The 15,234-nt window shown below is 60.5% G+C and carries 9 protein-coding genes; 3 read left to right on the forward strand and 6 right to left on the reverse strand.

Features of this window, described 5'->3' with window-relative positions; all coding sequences use genetic code 11:
* Nucleotides 1-6: 6 nt before the first annotated feature.
* The 3 genes from BVH74_RS09830 to BVH74_RS09840 all read right to left on the reverse strand — a co-directional run bounded on the left by BVH74_RS09830 (nucleotide 7) and on the right by BVH74_RS09840 (nucleotide 4,373).
* The gene (locus BVH74_RS09830) at nucleotides 7-2,391 is read right to left on the reverse strand and encodes a S8 family peptidase (RefSeq protein ID WP_080049901.1); all 2,385 of its coding nucleotides are present in this window, start codon (nucleotides 2,389-2,391) and stop codon (nucleotides 7-9) included.
* 97 nt (nucleotides 2,392-2,488) lie between these two features.
* Entirely contained in the window at nucleotides 2,489-3,193 is a 705-nt protein-coding gene (locus tag BVH74_RS09835; protein ID WP_080049902.1) for a GGDEF domain-containing protein, read from the reverse strand.
* 496 nt (nucleotides 3,194-3,689) lie between these two features.
* Complete coding sequence (locus tag BVH74_RS09840; protein WP_165443769.1) at nucleotides 3,690-4,373, reverse strand: SDR family oxidoreductase; 684 nt, start codon at nucleotides 4,371-4,373, stop codon at nucleotides 3,690-3,692.
* A 187-nt stretch (nucleotides 4,374-4,560) separates the two neighbouring features.
* Here BVH74_RS09840 and BVH74_RS09845 point away from each other — a divergent pair, with 187 nt between their 5' ends.
* Nucleotides 4,561-6,489 (forward strand): methyl-accepting chemotaxis protein, encoded by a 1,929-nt coding sequence (locus BVH74_RS09845; RefSeq protein WP_080049903.1) that lies wholly within the window; start codon nucleotides 4,561-4,563, stop codon nucleotides 6,487-6,489.
* Here BVH74_RS09845 and BVH74_RS09850 read toward each other — a convergent pair.
* Entirely contained in the window at nucleotides 6,479-7,441 is a 963-nt protein-coding gene (locus BVH74_RS09850; RefSeq protein WP_080049904.1) for an alpha/beta fold hydrolase, read from the reverse strand. The two genes, BVH74_RS09845 and BVH74_RS09850, sit on opposite strands and share 11 nt — an antisense overlap.
* 197 nt (nucleotides 7,442-7,638) lie before the next feature.
* Here BVH74_RS09850 and BVH74_RS09855 point away from each other — a divergent pair, with 197 nt between their 5' ends.
* On the forward strand, nucleotides 7,639-9,273 hold the full coding sequence (locus BVH74_RS09855; RefSeq protein WP_080049905.1) for a methyl-accepting chemotaxis protein: 1,635 nt from the start codon (nucleotides 7,639-7,641) through the stop codon (nucleotides 9,271-9,273).
* Nucleotides 9,274-9,318: 45 nt separating this feature from the next.
* On the opposite strand, the gene BVH74_RS09860 is transcribed toward BVH74_RS09855, so the two are convergent.
* Entirely contained in the window at nucleotides 9,319-11,511 is a 2,193-nt protein-coding gene (locus tag BVH74_RS09860) for a TonB-dependent receptor (protein WP_080049906.1), read from the reverse strand.
* Nucleotides 11,512-11,731: 220 nt separating this feature from the next.
* Here BVH74_RS09860 and BVH74_RS09865 point away from each other — a divergent pair, with 220 nt between their 5' ends.
* Nucleotides 11,732-14,599, forward strand: coding sequence for an HD domain-containing phosphohydrolase (locus tag BVH74_RS09865; RefSeq protein WP_080049907.1), 2,868 nt, complete (start codon nucleotides 11,732-11,734; stop codon nucleotides 14,597-14,599).
* Here the strand turns inward: BVH74_RS09865 and BVH74_RS09870 are convergent.
* Complete coding sequence (locus BVH74_RS09870) at nucleotides 14,596-15,216, reverse strand: BLUF domain-containing protein (RefSeq protein WP_165443770.1); 621 nt, start codon at nucleotides 15,214-15,216, stop codon at nucleotides 14,596-14,598. The genes BVH74_RS09865 and BVH74_RS09870 overlap by 4 nt on opposite strands.
* Nucleotides 15,217-15,234 lie beyond the last annotated feature (18 nt).

The raw sequence follows: 15,234 nt of genomic DNA on the forward strand, positions 1-15,234 counted from the left end.
CCAGTATCAAAAACGTTGCTGCCACTGCCCCATGACCACCTGCATGGGCGCTGCGTCAGCCTGATGGCCGGGTTGGTGGATGCCAAGCCAGGACAGTTTCAGGTCGCTGTTAGCCCACAGCGGGCGCTGCCAGGACAGTTCCAGATTGAGCTGGCGGCCGCTGGGCGCCAGATCCAGCTTGACCGGCTGCCAGGCGAACTGATTGCCACTGTAGCCGGTGGCTAGCCAGACCTGGGTATCGGCGCGCTCAACGCGCAGCGGTTGCTGCAAGGCCAGGCCCCAGCTGTTGAGCTGCTGCTGGTAGTGGCCGTTGAGCTGCCAACTGCTGGTGGTGACGCGGCCCAGATCGCGTAACAGCCCCTGGCCTGAGACCTGGCTGTGGCCAATCCAGGCAGCGTGTCCCAGTAGCCAGGGGCCGTTCTGGTAGTGACCGTAGAGACCACTGAACCAGGTGTCGCTACGATCATCCAGGCCAAACAGGCCCAGTCCGCGACTGTTGAACAGGCCGTCACGGCTGCGCAGGTAACCCAGCTCCCAAGTAGTCTGATAGTTCTCGCCGATGTGGCGCTGGTAGCCCAGAGCGCCACCCTGACGTATCGAGCTGGCGCTGCTGGTCAGCTCCAGGTGGCCGTTGCCCAACGGCAGGCGCTGGCGGAGCCCCAAACTGCTTTCACCTGGTTGCTGCAGCCAGAAAGGGGCGGCCAGGCTGATATTGAGCAGGCCTTGCCCATGGCTGACGGGATGAGGGCTTAGCAGTGCAAAGTCCTCGACCAGACCCAGATGCAGCGAGCGGCCCAGCTCTTGCTGAATGTGCAGTACCCGGCTGCCTGCGCCGTTAGGGCTGCTATGCCAGGTCAGCTGGTAGTCGCCTTGCTGTTCGGACTGCTGATGGCGGCCAAGCCGATTGAGCGCGTCGCTGGCCGCAAAGCGGTAAGCCTGGTGATGTACTGCACTGCCCAGATCAATGCTGAACCCAGCCCCGAGGCTGTCGGTCGCCATGGCCGATTGGCCAGCCAAAGGATTGATGTTGCCGAAGGGCGTGCCCAGGCTCAGAACGGCACTTTCCAGACTCAGATGCTGTCCGTCGCTAGCCAGCAGTTGCAGGCTGCCGACCGGCCGGGTAGCACGTTCCAGGTCTAGTAGTCCCTGGCCGTACAAGGTCTGATTGGCGTAGTCGCCGGTTTTCTCGGCGGTACTGAGTAGGCGTTCGACCACCTGGGCCCCGCCCAAGGTCGGGAACGCCTCGCTGATTACGGCTAGTGCCCCGGTTACTGCCGGTGCGGACACCGAGGTGCCGGTCGCGGTGGCATAGCCAGTGTCGCTGTTGTTGTAGCTGGAGTTGATATTGGTCCCGGGCGCCGCCAGGCACCAGGCTGCCGCGTTGCCGCAACGGCTGGAGCTGGCATGCAGTTGCCCGGTTTGCGGATCGACATTGACCACAGCCAACCAGTGACTTTGCAGCTCCGGATAGTGGATTGGCAGGGCGGCGAACAGTAGTGGTTGACCGCCATTGTTGTTACCGGCGGCCCAGACATACACATGCCCCTGACTGACACCGTGCTGCCACTCGGCTAGCAGTGTTGGGTAGCTGTTGGCCACCTGGGTGCGGCTGAACTGACTGGCGTCAACACTGATGCTCCAGCTGTTGTTGAACCAGCGGGCGCCTTGTTGCCGCGCCCAGGCGAAACCATTGGCCAGTTGCTGCTCGGTGGCGGAAATCTGGTTGATATCATCGGTAAAGCGCACGTTGAGCAGTTGTGCGCCATGGGCATAGCCGACATTGCCGAATCCGTCGAGCTTGGCGGCGATTACGCCGGCGACCAGGGTGCCATGACCGTCACTGTCCTGGGCATCGGCAGGGGCATTGCTGGCGCTGAATACGTTGTAGTGAGCGGCGATCTGTCCATCCAGCTCGGTGTGGCTGCTGCGTATGCCGCTGTCGATCAAGGCTATCCGCTGGCCTGCGCCGGTAAAGTCGCGATCATGGGCTACATGGCCATAGCTGATGTTGTAACCATTGGTGAACAGGTATTCGGCACCCAGAGGCAACAGCTTGGCGGAGTTGTCTTCCTCTGGCGGTGGTGCGCTTGGCGGGCTGCTGGTATTGCCGCCACCGCCGCCGCCGCCGCCACCGCCACCACCGCCAGCAGCTGCGGCCAGCCCCGCTACGGCAGCCCCGCCAGCGATCCAGCCGAGATTGCCAGTTTTGCGTGCTGCTTGCGTAGATTGGGGCGCAGGAGCGCTCTGGGTGCCCGCTGCAGAATCCGCCTGGCTTTGGCTGAGTTGCTCTTCTTCTGCGGTTTCTGGTTGATCGGCGGTGCTCTGTGCCTGGGTGAGCGAGCTGCAAGCCAGCAGCGCCCCTAGACAGAGGTTGCGGTGAAAACTGCGCATGACTAATCACCCTGATTCTTGTTGTACCTGGCTGAACTCTAGCAGGCTCGGATGATGCTGCCATGACAGCATGGTGTGGTTGTGCGCAATCGCACAGCTAGACCGCTTGACGGCCCCGTTGGGTCGCCAGCGGCAGTTCGCTGAGACAGCCCAGCGTGCGATTGCGGCCCTCGCGTTTGGCTTGGGACAGGGCCATTTCTGCGCGCTGGAACAGGGTTTCCAGGGCTTCATCCGGTTGCAGGCTGGCCGCACCTATGCTGACGGCCACTGGCGAATCGACCAGCAGGTTGCTGCTGGCAATCCTTCGGCGCAGTTTCTCGGCCAGTTCCAGTGCCTGCTCGAGAGGAGTATGCGGTAGCAACAGCATGAAGCTGCCGCCGGACCAGCGCCCCAGGGCATCGGACTGTCGAATCGCGCTTTGCAGCAGGCGGGCCACGCCGTTGAGTACTTCATCACCGATGCTATGGCCATAACTGTTGTTGATCTCGTTGAAGTGATCCAGGTCAATGCATAGCACGCTGAGTGGGTGGGTATAGCGTTGGCAGCGTTTGAGCTCGGCTTCGGCGTTTTCACCAAAGCGCTGGCGGTTCCAGACGCCGGTCAGGGCATCGGTACGGGTCAGTTTGTGCAGTTGCTGCTGGATATGGAGCTGGGCTTCACAGGCTTGTTCTTTCTGCACCCCCAGGCGGCGTATGCGGGCCATGAGTTTCAGACAATAGCCCAGCGTGAGCACCCAGAGCAGGAAGCAAATCAGTGCCGCCATACTGGCGACGGGTGATGAAGGCAGCCAGGACGCATCCATAAAAGCGAGTGACTCATCAGTGAAATGGCATAAGTCAAAAGGCTATTAATGCCTGTAATGAACATGGCCAGTACAGGCTGATAAGTCAAGCCGAGGCCTCTGTAAGCCGACGGTTGGTCAGGCGGGCTGCTTTTGTTGATGCTGTGTCGGTGTGGGGCTTTTTTGACGTGACCCCATTCAAATTTCTCAATACGGGCCACGGTTGCCAGGTTTATTGTTGCTAAAGGCCTGGGCGTATAACACGGATATGCATAGGAAGGCGTTCCCTGGGTGGCTATTCCGGTTGTTGAAGTGGGCGGCGATTATTACTGGGGTGGTTATGCATGGCAAGACTCCGCATGGATTGCTTCAGGCCTGCGGCCATTCGCAATGACGCTGGGGTGGATTTTGGGCATCTGTTGTATATGCCTGGGCTGCGTATCTATCCGGGTCATTACGAGCGCGCTGCGCTGGAGTGCCTGCGAATCACCTCTCGTTCATGGCGCTGAAAGTGGTATCAACTTCCCACCCAGCCACCGCAAACAGGAAAAACCTGGCCTACAAAGCAGTTGGCGGCGTCGCTGCACAGGTAGGCGGCGAACAAGGCATCCTCTTCGGCAGTTACCAGTCGCCCCAGTGGTACTTCACGGTTCAGGCGTGCCTGGAATGCTGGGTTGGCCTGCACTTGCGCTGGGAAGTAGGTGGGGTTGTCGACAAAGTTCTGGGCAATCGCATTGACCTGAATATTGTGTTGGGCCATTTCCGCACCCACTGCGCGAACCCAGGCCAGTTGGGCGCCGCGAGCGGCACTGTAGCTGGAGGCGCGCTTCATGCCGCGTAGCGCTGAGGCGCTTCCCATCAACAGAATTTTTCCCGCGCCGCGCTCAATCATGCGTGGCAGACAGTGGCGTGCCAGTCTTGGCAACGGCTCAACCAAATGCTTGAACAAGTGGCTCCACTCGGCGTCATCGACGTCAGTAGCTGCTGTACTGGGGGCGGGTACACCGAGATTGAGTAGTAGCACGTCGATGTCACCAGCCGCTGACAGCAGTTCTGTCACGGCTTTGGCAGTGTCGAGCGCCCGTGTGTCGGGGATGACAACGGCTCCACATTGGTCCAGGGTCTGGTGCAGGGCGGGGCCCATGAATGCGTCGGCCTGGGTCAAGAGAATACGTTTTCCGGAGAGATTGCACAGAGTCATGATAGCTCCCGATGGGCAAATGTGTTTTTTTGTATGTGTTGCTAAAGTCGGAACGCTTTTGGGTCGATAACACAACTATGGAATAGATTCTATTGCCCGGAAGGTGTAGACGCTCGGTCATACCTGCGGCGGGTATTACGTTGACATAGTGAGTGGCGGCCTGCGTGGTACGTCAAGGAGTTTCTGGATGGGTGGTGTGTTGCGGTCAATGGGGTTTGGCGCACGGCTGACGGTGATGATGGTTGGCCTGGTGTTGGCGGCGGTACTGGCGGTCAGCACCCTGGTGTTTGTGTCCTTCCGCGAATCCTTTACCCAGGCGACGCTCGATGAGCTGGAGGCGACTGGTCGGCTCAATGCCGAGTCGTTTGTCGACTGGGCGCTGGCCCGTCAGGATGAAATGCGTTACCTGGCCAGCCTGGATGCCGCTATCGGCATTGATGAGCTAGGACTTGAGCATTTGCTGGAGCGGATTGCCGCGGCGCAGGGGTTCTACGACACGATTTTCTTTGTCGCACCCAATGGCCGTGGAGTGGTCGGGGTGGCCTACGATGGACGTGCACGGGTGCTGAGCCGTGATGAAGCGCAGGCCTTCGATGTGGCCGACCGGGACTGGTTCCGTCAGGCTATCAGCGGCCAGGACTCTTTCTCTCAGCCGGTACTGTCGCGGGCGACTGGTAATCGGGTCAGCACTGTGGCGATCCCGGTCCGGCGTGATGGGCGGATAATCGGGGTGGTACGCGGTGCTGTACGAGTCGACACCATTCTGAAGCGGGTCAGTGAGCTGAACCGTGGTCCGGGTAGTGAGATTTTCCTGCTCGATAACCAGGGGACACCGGTTACTCCGGCCAATTCGTTACGCAACATGGACCAGCCGGTCAACAGCGAAGCCGGACGGGCGATGGCGGCTGGCCGCAGTGGCGTTGGGATTTACCCCAATGCCGCCGGGGTTCCGGTAGTGGGTAGCTATACTTTCATTCCGCTGCTGGGCTGGGGGCTGGTGCAGGAAACCGAACGTGCGGTGGCACTGGCCGAGGTCAACGCCGTGCTTTGGATACTGGTGCTGGTAACTGCCGGGATCCTGGTAGTGGCGGTACTGGCCTGTCTGTCGCTGGTGCGTTCGGTGGTCAAGACCTTGGGCGGTGACCCCGAGTATGCCGCGGCCATGGTGCATCAAGTATCCGAAGGAGACCTGACCGCGACCATCCAGCTCAAATCCGGTGACAAGAACAGCCTGCTGGCGTCAATCCATACTATGCAGAACAGTCTGCGGACCATGCTTGGTGAAGTTAGTCAGTATTCTGAGCAGGTGGCTGCAGCGGCGACTGAGCTGACTCAGATCAACGAGGAAACCGAAGCCGGGATGCAGCAGCAGAACACCCAGATCAACAGCGCAGCGGCCGCCATGAATGAAATGACCGCTACTGTTGAAGAGGTAGCGCGTAACACGCTCAATGCTGCCGATGGCGCCAAAAAGGCCAGCCAGGATGCCGGACAGGGTCGTCAGGTGGTGGCCAGCACTGTGCAGGCGATTGATCAACTGGCCCAGGAGATCAATAACGCGGCGACGGCTGTGAGCGACCTCAAGAGCGATAGCGACCGGATTGGCTCGGTATTGCAGGTGATCGAAACCATCGCCGAACAGACCAACTTGCTGGCGCTCAATGCGGCCATTGAAGCGGCGCGAGCCGGTGAGAGCGGGCGCGGTTTTGCGGTGGTGGCCGATGAGGTTCGCTCCCTGGCCAGCCGGACCAAGGATTCGACCACCGAAATTCAGGCGACCATCGAGAAACTCCAGAGTGGCGCCCTGAAAGCCGAGAACCAGATGCACAATAGCCGTGAAGGTATGCATAACGCGGTTGGCCGGATTGCCGAGACTGGAGAGTCGCTGGAGCGGATCGCCGAAGGGGTGCTGATGATCGACGAGATGATGCAGCAAATCGCCAGTGCCGCCGAGGAACAGAGTGCTACGGCCCGGGAGATCAACCAGAATATCCACGGCATCAATGATGTGGCCGAACAGACCGGGCGTAGCGTTGAACAGTCGACCCAGGCCAGCGAATCGCTGGCCCGGTTGGCGGAGCAACTGCGTTCGCTGGTATCGCAGTTCAGGGTGTGAAGTGACGTTCGAGAAAGCTCAGCAGTAGCAGGTTGACGGTCTTGGGTTGTTCCGCCTGAATCCAGTGCCCGCAGTGGGGCAGAACATGCTGCTCCACTGCCGGTACCACGCTGGGCATTTTCTCGATGGTGTAGGCCTCAAGCTGGCCTACCGGGTCGCGATCACCGATCAGGAACAGGGCTGGCTGGTGGATCAGGTGGCCAGCCAGATCGGCGGTGCGTTCCCAGCTGCGCTCGAAGTTGCGATACCAGTTGAGCGGGCCACGAAAGCCGTTTTTGCTGAAGGTATCGACATAGACCTGGAAGGCTTCATCGGGACACCAGGCTGGCGGTTTGCCTGGGTCTTCCAGGTCGTCGAGCCAGCGTCCGTCGGCGGGCTTGTCCTGGGCCAGATTGTTCTTGCCATTGGACAGGCCGTGCATCAGCAGGCGCAGGGTGCGCGGGACGTTTTCCTCCAGCTCGGCCTCGGCCAGACCGGGCGTCTGGAAGTACAGAATATAGTGAAAGCGGTCCTGGTAGTGTTTGCGCATGGTGTCGATGGCCGGGCGCTTGGGGCGTCCACCAAAAGGTACCGACAGGCCGCCGACGACCTGGACTCGCTCGGGCTCGAGCAGAGCCAGGTGCCAGGCGACCGGAGCGCCCCAGTCGTGCCCGATCATGGCGACCCGGCGATGGCCGAGCAGGTCCATGGCCTGACGGATGTCGTCGCACAGGGTGATCAGGTCGTAGGCGGCGGGGTCTTGTGGTGCGCTGCTCAGGCCATAGCCACGCATTTCCGGGGCGTGTACCCGGTAGCCGGCTTCGGCCAGGGCGTGGATCTGGTGACGCCAGGAGTACCAGCATTCGGGGAATCCGTGCAGCAGCCAGACCGGCTGGCCGTCGACCGGGCCGCTGATGTGCAGGCTGAGCTGGATGCCGTTGACGTCCAGCAGATGCGGTTCTATGGCGTTCATGATGCTCTCCATGGGCATTGAAAACACCCACTATGGCAAATCCGGCCGCTTTGCGCCGGGCTATTCAGCGGACGAAGCGACCATCATGCATTGATGCTATGGACACTCCGGATTTATCGCGGCCTGGGCGCATGCGAGGATTCGGGGCTTTACTGGGATGTGTGGCAATCATAACGAGTATAGCGAGGCACCTACTCATGAGTTGGCTTAGATCCCTGAACATCAGCGCCCGTCTGTGGCTTATCCTTGGCGCATCCGTGCTCATGCTGTTCGCCCTGGGCAGCCTGATGCTGCAGCAGCTCAATAACCAGTTGTACGCCGGCAAGGCGGAAAAGACCCAGCATGTGGTTGAAAGTACGCTGGGGATTTTGCAGCACTTTCATCAGCGTCAGCAGAGTGGTGAGCTGGATCGTGAACAAGCCCAGCAACAGGCCATGGCGCTGATTCGCCAGCTCCGTTACGACGGCCAGGAATACTACTGGATCAACGACCTGCACCCGCGCATGGTCATGCACCCGACCAACCCAGCGTTGGAGGGCGAAGACCTGTCCGGCTACCGAGATCCGGATGGCAAGGCGCTGTTCAATGAGATGGTTGCAGTGGCTCGTGGCCCTGGTGCCGGTGTGGTCGACTACCGCTGGCCCAAGCCGGGTTCGGCCCAGCCGGTGGAAAAGGTCTCCTATGTGCAGTTGTTCGAGCCGTGGGGCTGGATTCTCGGCTCGGGAGTGTATATCGACGACATTCGGGCGCTGTTTTGGCAGCAGGTGCTGCGGGCGGCCTTGCTGGCGGGTGTGATTGCGCTGTTGCTGGGGCTGTTGATCATGTTCATCGCCCAGAGTATCAGCCGTCCGTTGCGGGCTTCGGTCGCGGCTATGGCCGATATAGCCACTGGCGAGGGCGATTTGACCCGGCGTCTGGATGAGCAGGGTGCTGACGAGCTGACGGCCCTGGCCCGGCATTTCAATGCCTTCACTGGCAAGCTTGCTGGAGTGGTGCGGCAACTGCTCAGTTCGGCTGGGGCGCTGGATCAGTCGGCACTGCGTCTGGGCGATGTGGCTGGCAGCACACAGGACAAGAGCGGCAAGCAGTCACAGCAGATGGAAATGATCGCCACAGCGGTCAACGAAGTCAGCTATGCGGTGCAGGATGTGGCCAAGAATGCTGAGCATGCTGCAGCCGAGGTGCGTCAGGCTGACGATTATGCCCGTGCCGGGCAAGCCAGTATTGAACAGAGCCTGACCCAGGTGGACCAATTAGCTGTGACCATGAGCCGGGCGGTGGTAACCATGGAGTCTCTGGCCCAGGACTCGAACCAGATTGGTCGGGTGCTGGAGGTGATCGAGGCCATTGCCGAGCAGACCAATTTGCTAGCGCTCAATGCTGCGATTGAGGCTGCGCGGGCTGGCGAGCAGGGCCGGGGTTTCGCTGTGGTGGCTGATGAAGTGCGGCTGCTGGCTCAGCGCACGCAAAAGTCCACGGCCGAGATTCAGCAAATGATCAGCACCCTGCAGAGCAATGCCCAGGCGGCGGTCAAGGTAATCCATGATGGCAGTGAAGCTACTCAGGTAACGGTGCAGCGGACCACGGAGGCGGGTAGCCAACTGGCCCAGATTGTTACCGCCCTGCAGACCGTCAATGGCCTGAACGAGTCGATTGCCAGTGCTACCTTGCAGCAGTCGCATGTGGTGGACGATATCAACCGCAATGTCACCGAAGTGGCCGGTTTGGCCCGCGACAATGCCGAGTCGGCGGACGAGTCAAGTCGTGCCAGCCAGCAGTTGACCGCGCTGGCGCGGGAGTTGAATCAGGTGTTGGGGCAGTTCCGGGTGTGATTGGGAGAAAGGGGCCGGGCAGAGCGTCAGGCTGCCCGGCAATCCTCAGAAACTTACCGCATAACTCAGGCTCCAGGTTCGCCCTCGGCCGCGATAGTCAAAGGTTGAGGCTGGCGCATAGGCGCTGTAGAACAGAATCGCACGCTGCCCCCAGACGCTGGTGTAGTCCTTGTTCAGCAGGTTCTGAATGCCAAAGCCGAGCTGGCCTACCGGCAGTTGACGTTCGACCAGCAGATCCCAGGTGGTATAGCCGTCGATGCGATTACCATCGTCGTCTTTCAGATTGAGGCTGTGGATGCCCTGCAAGCGTACGTTGGTCAGGTCATCAGCCCAGCCGCCCCAGGCCGTGACCTTGGACGGACTGGCCTGGGTCACGTTCTGTTTTTTCCAGTCACCGTCGGCCCGCAGTTCCGCACGCGTCAGGTGGGTGCTGGTGCCCAGTTGCCAGTGGGTGGTCGGCCGCCAGTTGAGCTGGGCTTCCAGCCCGTAGTTGCGTTTCTTCTCGTCGTTGACCTGGACTGCCAGGGTATTGCGGTCATAGCTCAGGCTTTCATCCGACCAGGCGTAATAGGCTGCCAGCTGGGCGTCCAGGTCGCCACGGTACAGACGCCAGCCCAGTTCGGCCTGATTGGTCTTGATCGCCTTGAGCGGCTGGTCGGCCACACTGACCCCGGCGATCAGCTCGCGGTGGCTGCCGTTGTAGGCATACTGCCCCTGACCGTAGTACTTGCCTGGGTCGGGGACTTCGTAACCTTGCGACAGGTTGCCCCAGAGCTGCTGGCCCTGATCGATGCTGAAAACCGCTCCAAGGTTGACCAGGGTGGTGTTGTAGCGGTTCTTGCCTCCAGGTACCGGGTCGGCACCTGAAGCCAGGCCGAGTGCGACCCGGACCTGTTCTGCGGCGGCAATGAAGTCATCGACCTTGACCCGGTAGCGCTGCTGACGAATGCCTGCGGTGGCCAGCCAGCGCTGGCTGAGTTGCCATTCGGCCTGGGCGAAGGCGGCCAGACTGTCCACCTCATAGCCTGGATAGCGACCGACCTTGTCGAATTTGGCAAGGTCGAGACCGCCGCTGGCCTGTGCCCTGGAGAAGTCGAACAGGGTCTGGTCGGCTTCGAAACTTTCGTGCTCCAGATCCAGTCCGTAATTGAAGCGCCAGGCTCCCTGCTGACGGCTGAAGACCGCCTTGAGTCCGCTCAGCTCGGTATCCTGCTCGGAGGCGGCGAAATAACCGGAGGCTACGTAGGGAAAGGGGTGAAAGTTGAGCTTTTCCCGGCGATGGTAGGCCTGGAGGTTGACGTTGTGCCCCAGCAGTTCGCTGAGCCGGTAATCGGCGCTTAGTTGCAGGCGCTCGGTGCGCGGTTCCAGATCCGAGGACAGGCCGCTGCGAATCTCCACCTGTTCCGGGTAGGGTGGGTACAGCGCCGCCAGGTTGGGGCCGAAATACAAGCCCTTGTTGCCCTCATAACCGGAGTCGTAGACCTGGGCGTTCAGGCTCAGGCTCTGCCTGTCGGTCAGCGCCAGATCGAGGTTGCCCAGCAAGTCGATGCTGCGGTTGTACTGCATGTCGGTCTGGGCGATGTCAAAGATCACCTGATCGCCGTTGGCATCCCAGGCGCCGCCATTGTCCTGGCCGGCCAGTGCCAGGCGTCCGACCCAGTGCTGGTTGCCGCCGCTGATCGCGGCGCCGGCCCGCAGGTCACGGTCGTCGCTGGCTTCAAAGCCGCTGCGTACTCCGGCCTCAAGCTCATAGCGGGGACCGCCAATCTGACCACGCTTGGTGACGATGTTGATGACTCCGCCTGTAGCCCCGCCGCCGTAAACTGCACTGGCGCCGGACAGCACTTCAATGCGTTCTATGTTGAACGGGTCGATGCTGTCGAACTGACGGCTGACATTACGTGAGCTGTTCAGCGAGACTCCGTCGATCATCACCAGGACTCCGCGACCGCGCATGTTCTGACCGTAGTTAGTGCGTCCCTGGGAAGCAATGTCGAGGCTGGGGACCAGATGAGCGAGTGCCTCCTTGAGGGGTACGCCAGCACTGAACTGGGCCCTGAGCTGTTCGGCATCAATGATCCAGGCATTGCCGGGAATATCGCTGATGCGAGTGGCAACCCGTGAGCCGACCACGACTTCGCTATCCAGTCGGGTGCTGCTGGCGTGGGCGAAAGGCAGAGGCAAAAGGCTGGTGATGGTAGCGCCAAACAGAGTCCAGCGTAGGGCGGGGGACAACATCTCGGGCAAGGCTCCATGTGCATGAATTGAGGGTGTTATTTATATCAAATGATAATCATTATCTGAAATATTTTGTTTATCTTTTGATTTTGTTGAGATTGGCTTTGCGGCTCTGAAAAGACCGTGCCAGACGGCAGAACTGGCAGAACTGGGCTATCTTGAAGTCACCTTGAAATCACCTTGAAACCGCTGCCGTATCTGCCCTTTTCCAGAGGCCCGCATGAACTCATTGGGACGACGTATTTCGCTGCAAGGGTTGCTGGCCAGCTCAATCGTGCTCTGCCTGTTGGTCATGCTGGTGGTGGTGGTGGTACAGGGGTATCGCGGTGCGGAGGCGGCAATGCTGGCGGCGGCCAATGACTCGGCTCGGCAGTTGGGCAGCACCCTTAACGAACGGGCCGGGCGGCTGATCAATCCGGCTGAAAGTGCTATTCGCCTGCTGGCCCATGATCCTATTGCCGCTGCCACCGATCTTGAAACACGGCTGCAGCGCATCCCCGTGCTGGTTGAAACCCTGAATGCCAATGCGACGCTAAGTGCGGTGTATATCGGTTATGCCAATGGTGAGTTTGTTCTGGTTCGGCGCCTGGAAAACCCCGAGTTCAAGGCCCGCATCGAAGCGCCAGAGATGAGCGACTATCTGGTACAGACCATCAGTCTCGATGAGCAGGGGCTGACGCAGGGCAACTGGCTGTTCTACGACCTGGCGTTTCGTTTGCATGATCGTCGGGAAATGCCGGATTACCGGTTCGATCCTCGTACCCGGCCCTGGTACAAGCAGGCGGAGGCGTCCGGCAGTCTGGTGCTGACGCGACCATATGTGTTCTTCACCACCGGCGAGGTTGGCCTGACCATGGCCATGTATAGCCTGACCGGGGATGCGGTGATCGGTATGGATGCTTCGGTCAGCGATCTGGCTGGTGAGGTCGAGGATATGCGCCTGACACCAGGGACTGAAATGGCTGTGGTCGGGCATGATCTGGAGGTGATCGCCTATCCTGAGCTGGAGCGGGTTATTCGCAGCGATACGCAGGGGCCGCGTTTGGCCAGTCTGAGTGAATTGAACATTCCGGCGCTGAACCGGCTGGCGACCTTTGACCGCGCCATGACCAGCCCTCAGGCGTTTGAGGTGAATGGTGCGGCCTGGTACGGATTAAGCTTGCCGCTGGCCAGTTTCAATCAGGCTGATGCCCGGATTCTGATTGCCATTCCGGCCTGGGAGCTGCTCAGCGGTGCTCGGCGGATCCTGATCAATCAGGCGCTCTGGGCGCTGGCGCTCATGGGGGTATTGATTCTGGCCGGTTGGGCGCTGGGCCACCGTCTTGGGCAGCCGCTGAAGACTCTGGCCGATCAGGTCAAGGCACTGGCGGATTTCGATTTCAGTCGCCCGCCTGGAGTGCGCTCGCAGATTCGTGAGGTAGACAATCTCAGCCAGGTGATCGGCAACATGGCCAAGGCCATCGACAACTTCCAGGCCATCAGTCTGAATCTGAGCAGCGAGCCCCGGCTGGATCGGATGCTGGATACCCTGCTGGTCAATCTGGTCGACATTGCCGGAGCCGAGGCCGGGGCGGTGTATCTGGGCAGTGAGGATGAAACCCGGTTGCAGCGTGCGGCCGCCTTCAAGGGTGAGCACTACCCGGACAGCTTCGAGCTGGATGCCGCGCTGCGTCAACAGCCGGCGCTGGAGCTGGCCCGGCGCCTGGACCGTGAGCAGTATGACCTGACCCTGGTACTGCATGATCGCAAGGGCGAGCTGCTGGGGGTGGTGGCGCTGCAGATGCCCGGCGCCACAGCCCCCCAGCATAGCCTGCGCCGGTTCATGCAGGAATTGTCCGGGGTGCTGGCCGTGGCGATCGAGACAAGGCAGTTGTTCGAAGGTCAGCAACGCCTGCTGGAGGCGATCATCAAGCTGCTGGCCGATGCCATCGATGCCAAGTCGCCCTACACCGGTGGCCATTGCGAGCGGGTGCCGCAATTGGCCCAGATGCTGGTGGACAAGGCAGTGGCAATGGAGCAGGGGCCGTTTGCCGCTTTCAGCCTGGATGATGAGCAGCGCTATGCCTTCCGGATCGCAGCCTGGCTGCATGATTGCGGCAAGATCACCAGTCCGGAATATGTGGTCGACAAGGCGACCAAGCTGGAGACCCTGTATAACCGCATTCACGAGGTTCGTACCCGGTTCGAGGTGTTGTGGCGCGATGCCGAGCTGGATTACTGGAAAGCGCTGGCCAGTGGTGAATCGCAAGAGCAGTTGGCTGAGCAATTGGCGGCGCGGCAGCGGCAATTGCAGAAGGACTTTGCCTTGCTGGCCGAGGCCAATATCGGCGGCGAGTTCATGTCCGATCAGGTCCTGGAAGAGCTGCAGCGAATTGCCGGGCAAACCTGGTTGCGGCATTTTGATAACCGGATTGGCCTGTCTTTTGAGGAGCGTGAGCGGCTGGCCAGGGTGCCGCAGCAGTCATTGCCTGTCGTTGAACCTCTTCTGGCTGACCGGCCGGAGCACCTGGTTCATTGGGGCGAGCGCAAACCACCGGTACAGCGCGATGATCCGCGTAATCGCTGGGGGTTTGACATGCGTTTGCCCGAACATGCCTACAACCTTGGGGAACTGCACAATCTGAGCATTCGACGTGGCACGCTGACCGATGAAGAGCGCTTCAAGATCAATGAGCATATCGTTCAGACCCTGATCATGCTCAGCACCCTGCCATTTCCCAAAGCGCTGCGTGAAGTGCCTGACATCGCCGCTAACCACCACGAAAAACTCGACGGCCAAGGCTACCCGCGGCGGTTGGATGCCAGTCGCCTGGATGTTCCGGCGCGGATTATGGCAATTGCCGATATTTTCGAGGCGCTCACTGCCGCAGACCGGCCCTACAAACCGGCCAAGACCCTGTCGGAGTCGTTGGCGATCATGACCCGCATGGCCGCTGAACGGCATATCGATGCCGAGCTTTATGCGTTGTTTCTGCGCTCCGGGGTGTACCGCGAGTATGCCGAAGGTTTTCTGCAGCCTGGGCAGATCGATGCAGTGGATGTCGAGGCCATGCTGGCGCCTTTGCGTGAACAGGGCGTACTCGACTAAAGCCAGCCCAGCTCCATGGCCAGTACCAGCAAGCTGACCAGCAGGGCGGTCATGCTCATTATCAGCGCCAAGCCGGAGTTGCCGCGCGTAGGGCCACTGGCGCTGAAGCCTTGCATGGGAAGCACTCCGCCCAATTGCAGACCGCGGGCTGGTGCTGAGGCGTTGCGTTCATGGCCGTTATCGGTTGGATCGGGCAGGCCCTGGAGCAGTTGCAGGGCCCGCTCGGTCAGATGGTGGTCAAAACGGTAAGGGTCAAAACGCTCGAACCCGTGCTCCTGCAGCAGGCGCTGCATATGCTGGTCTGCGGGCGCGTACTTCATGCTCCAATCAGGAAAGGCTAAGCGTGCGATCGGTTCGCTAACCAGCAGTTTGAGCTCGGTGTGGCGCCGGTCCTTGAGCAGTGTCCGATACAGCGCGTGGACCTTGTCCCGTTCGCCTTCCAGGCACTGGATAAAGCAGCCGTCGGCGTAATACAGCAGGCCAACGATTCCCTGGCGGGCATTGTTGAGGCGCGCACTGATCAGAATTCTGGCTACCGTGGGATCGATTCCGTCGATGTTGGGCGCGGGGCTGAAGGTCGCGCGACTGATGTAGACGATACGCACCAGTTCGGTCATGAAAAGCCTTGTACAGCG

Source organism: Halopseudomonas phragmitis (assembly GCF_002056295.1).
In the GTDB taxonomy this organism is placed as follows: Bacteria; Pseudomonadota; Gammaproteobacteria; order Pseudomonadales; family Pseudomonadaceae; genus Halopseudomonas; species Halopseudomonas phragmitis.

Coding starts and splice junctions, on each gene's coding strand:
- BVH74_RS09830 (WP_080049901.1), bottom strand. CDS start 2,391: ATGCGCAGTTTTCACCGCAACCTCTGTCTAGGGGCGCTGCTGGCTTGC.
- BVH74_RS09835 (WP_080049902.1), bottom strand. CDS start 3,193: ATGGATGCGTCCTGGCTGCCTTCATCACCCGTCGCCAGTATGGCGGCA.
- BVH74_RS09840 (WP_165443769.1), bottom strand. CDS start 4,373: ATGACTCTGTGCAATCTCTCCGGAAAACGTATTCTCTTGACCCAGGCC.
- BVH74_RS09845 (WP_080049903.1), top strand. CDS start 4,561: ATGGGTGGTGTGTTGCGGTCAATGGGGTTTGGCGCACGGCTGACGGTG.
- BVH74_RS09850 (WP_080049904.1), bottom strand. CDS start 7,441: ATGAACGCCATAGAACCGCATCTGCTGGACGTCAACGGCATCCAGCTC.
- BVH74_RS09855 (WP_080049905.1), top strand. CDS start 7,639: ATGAGTTGGCTTAGATCCCTGAACATCAGCGCCCGTCTGTGGCTTATC.
- BVH74_RS09860 (WP_080049906.1), bottom strand. CDS start 11,511: ATGTTGTCCCCCGCCCTACGCTGGACTCTGTTTGGCGCTACCATCACC.
- BVH74_RS09865 (WP_080049907.1), top strand. CDS start 11,732: ATGAACTCATTGGGACGACGTATTTCGCTGCAAGGGTTGCTGGCCAGC.
- BVH74_RS09870 (WP_165443770.1), bottom strand. CDS start 15,216: ATGACCGAACTGGTGCGTATCGTCTACATCAGTCGCGCGACCTTCAGC.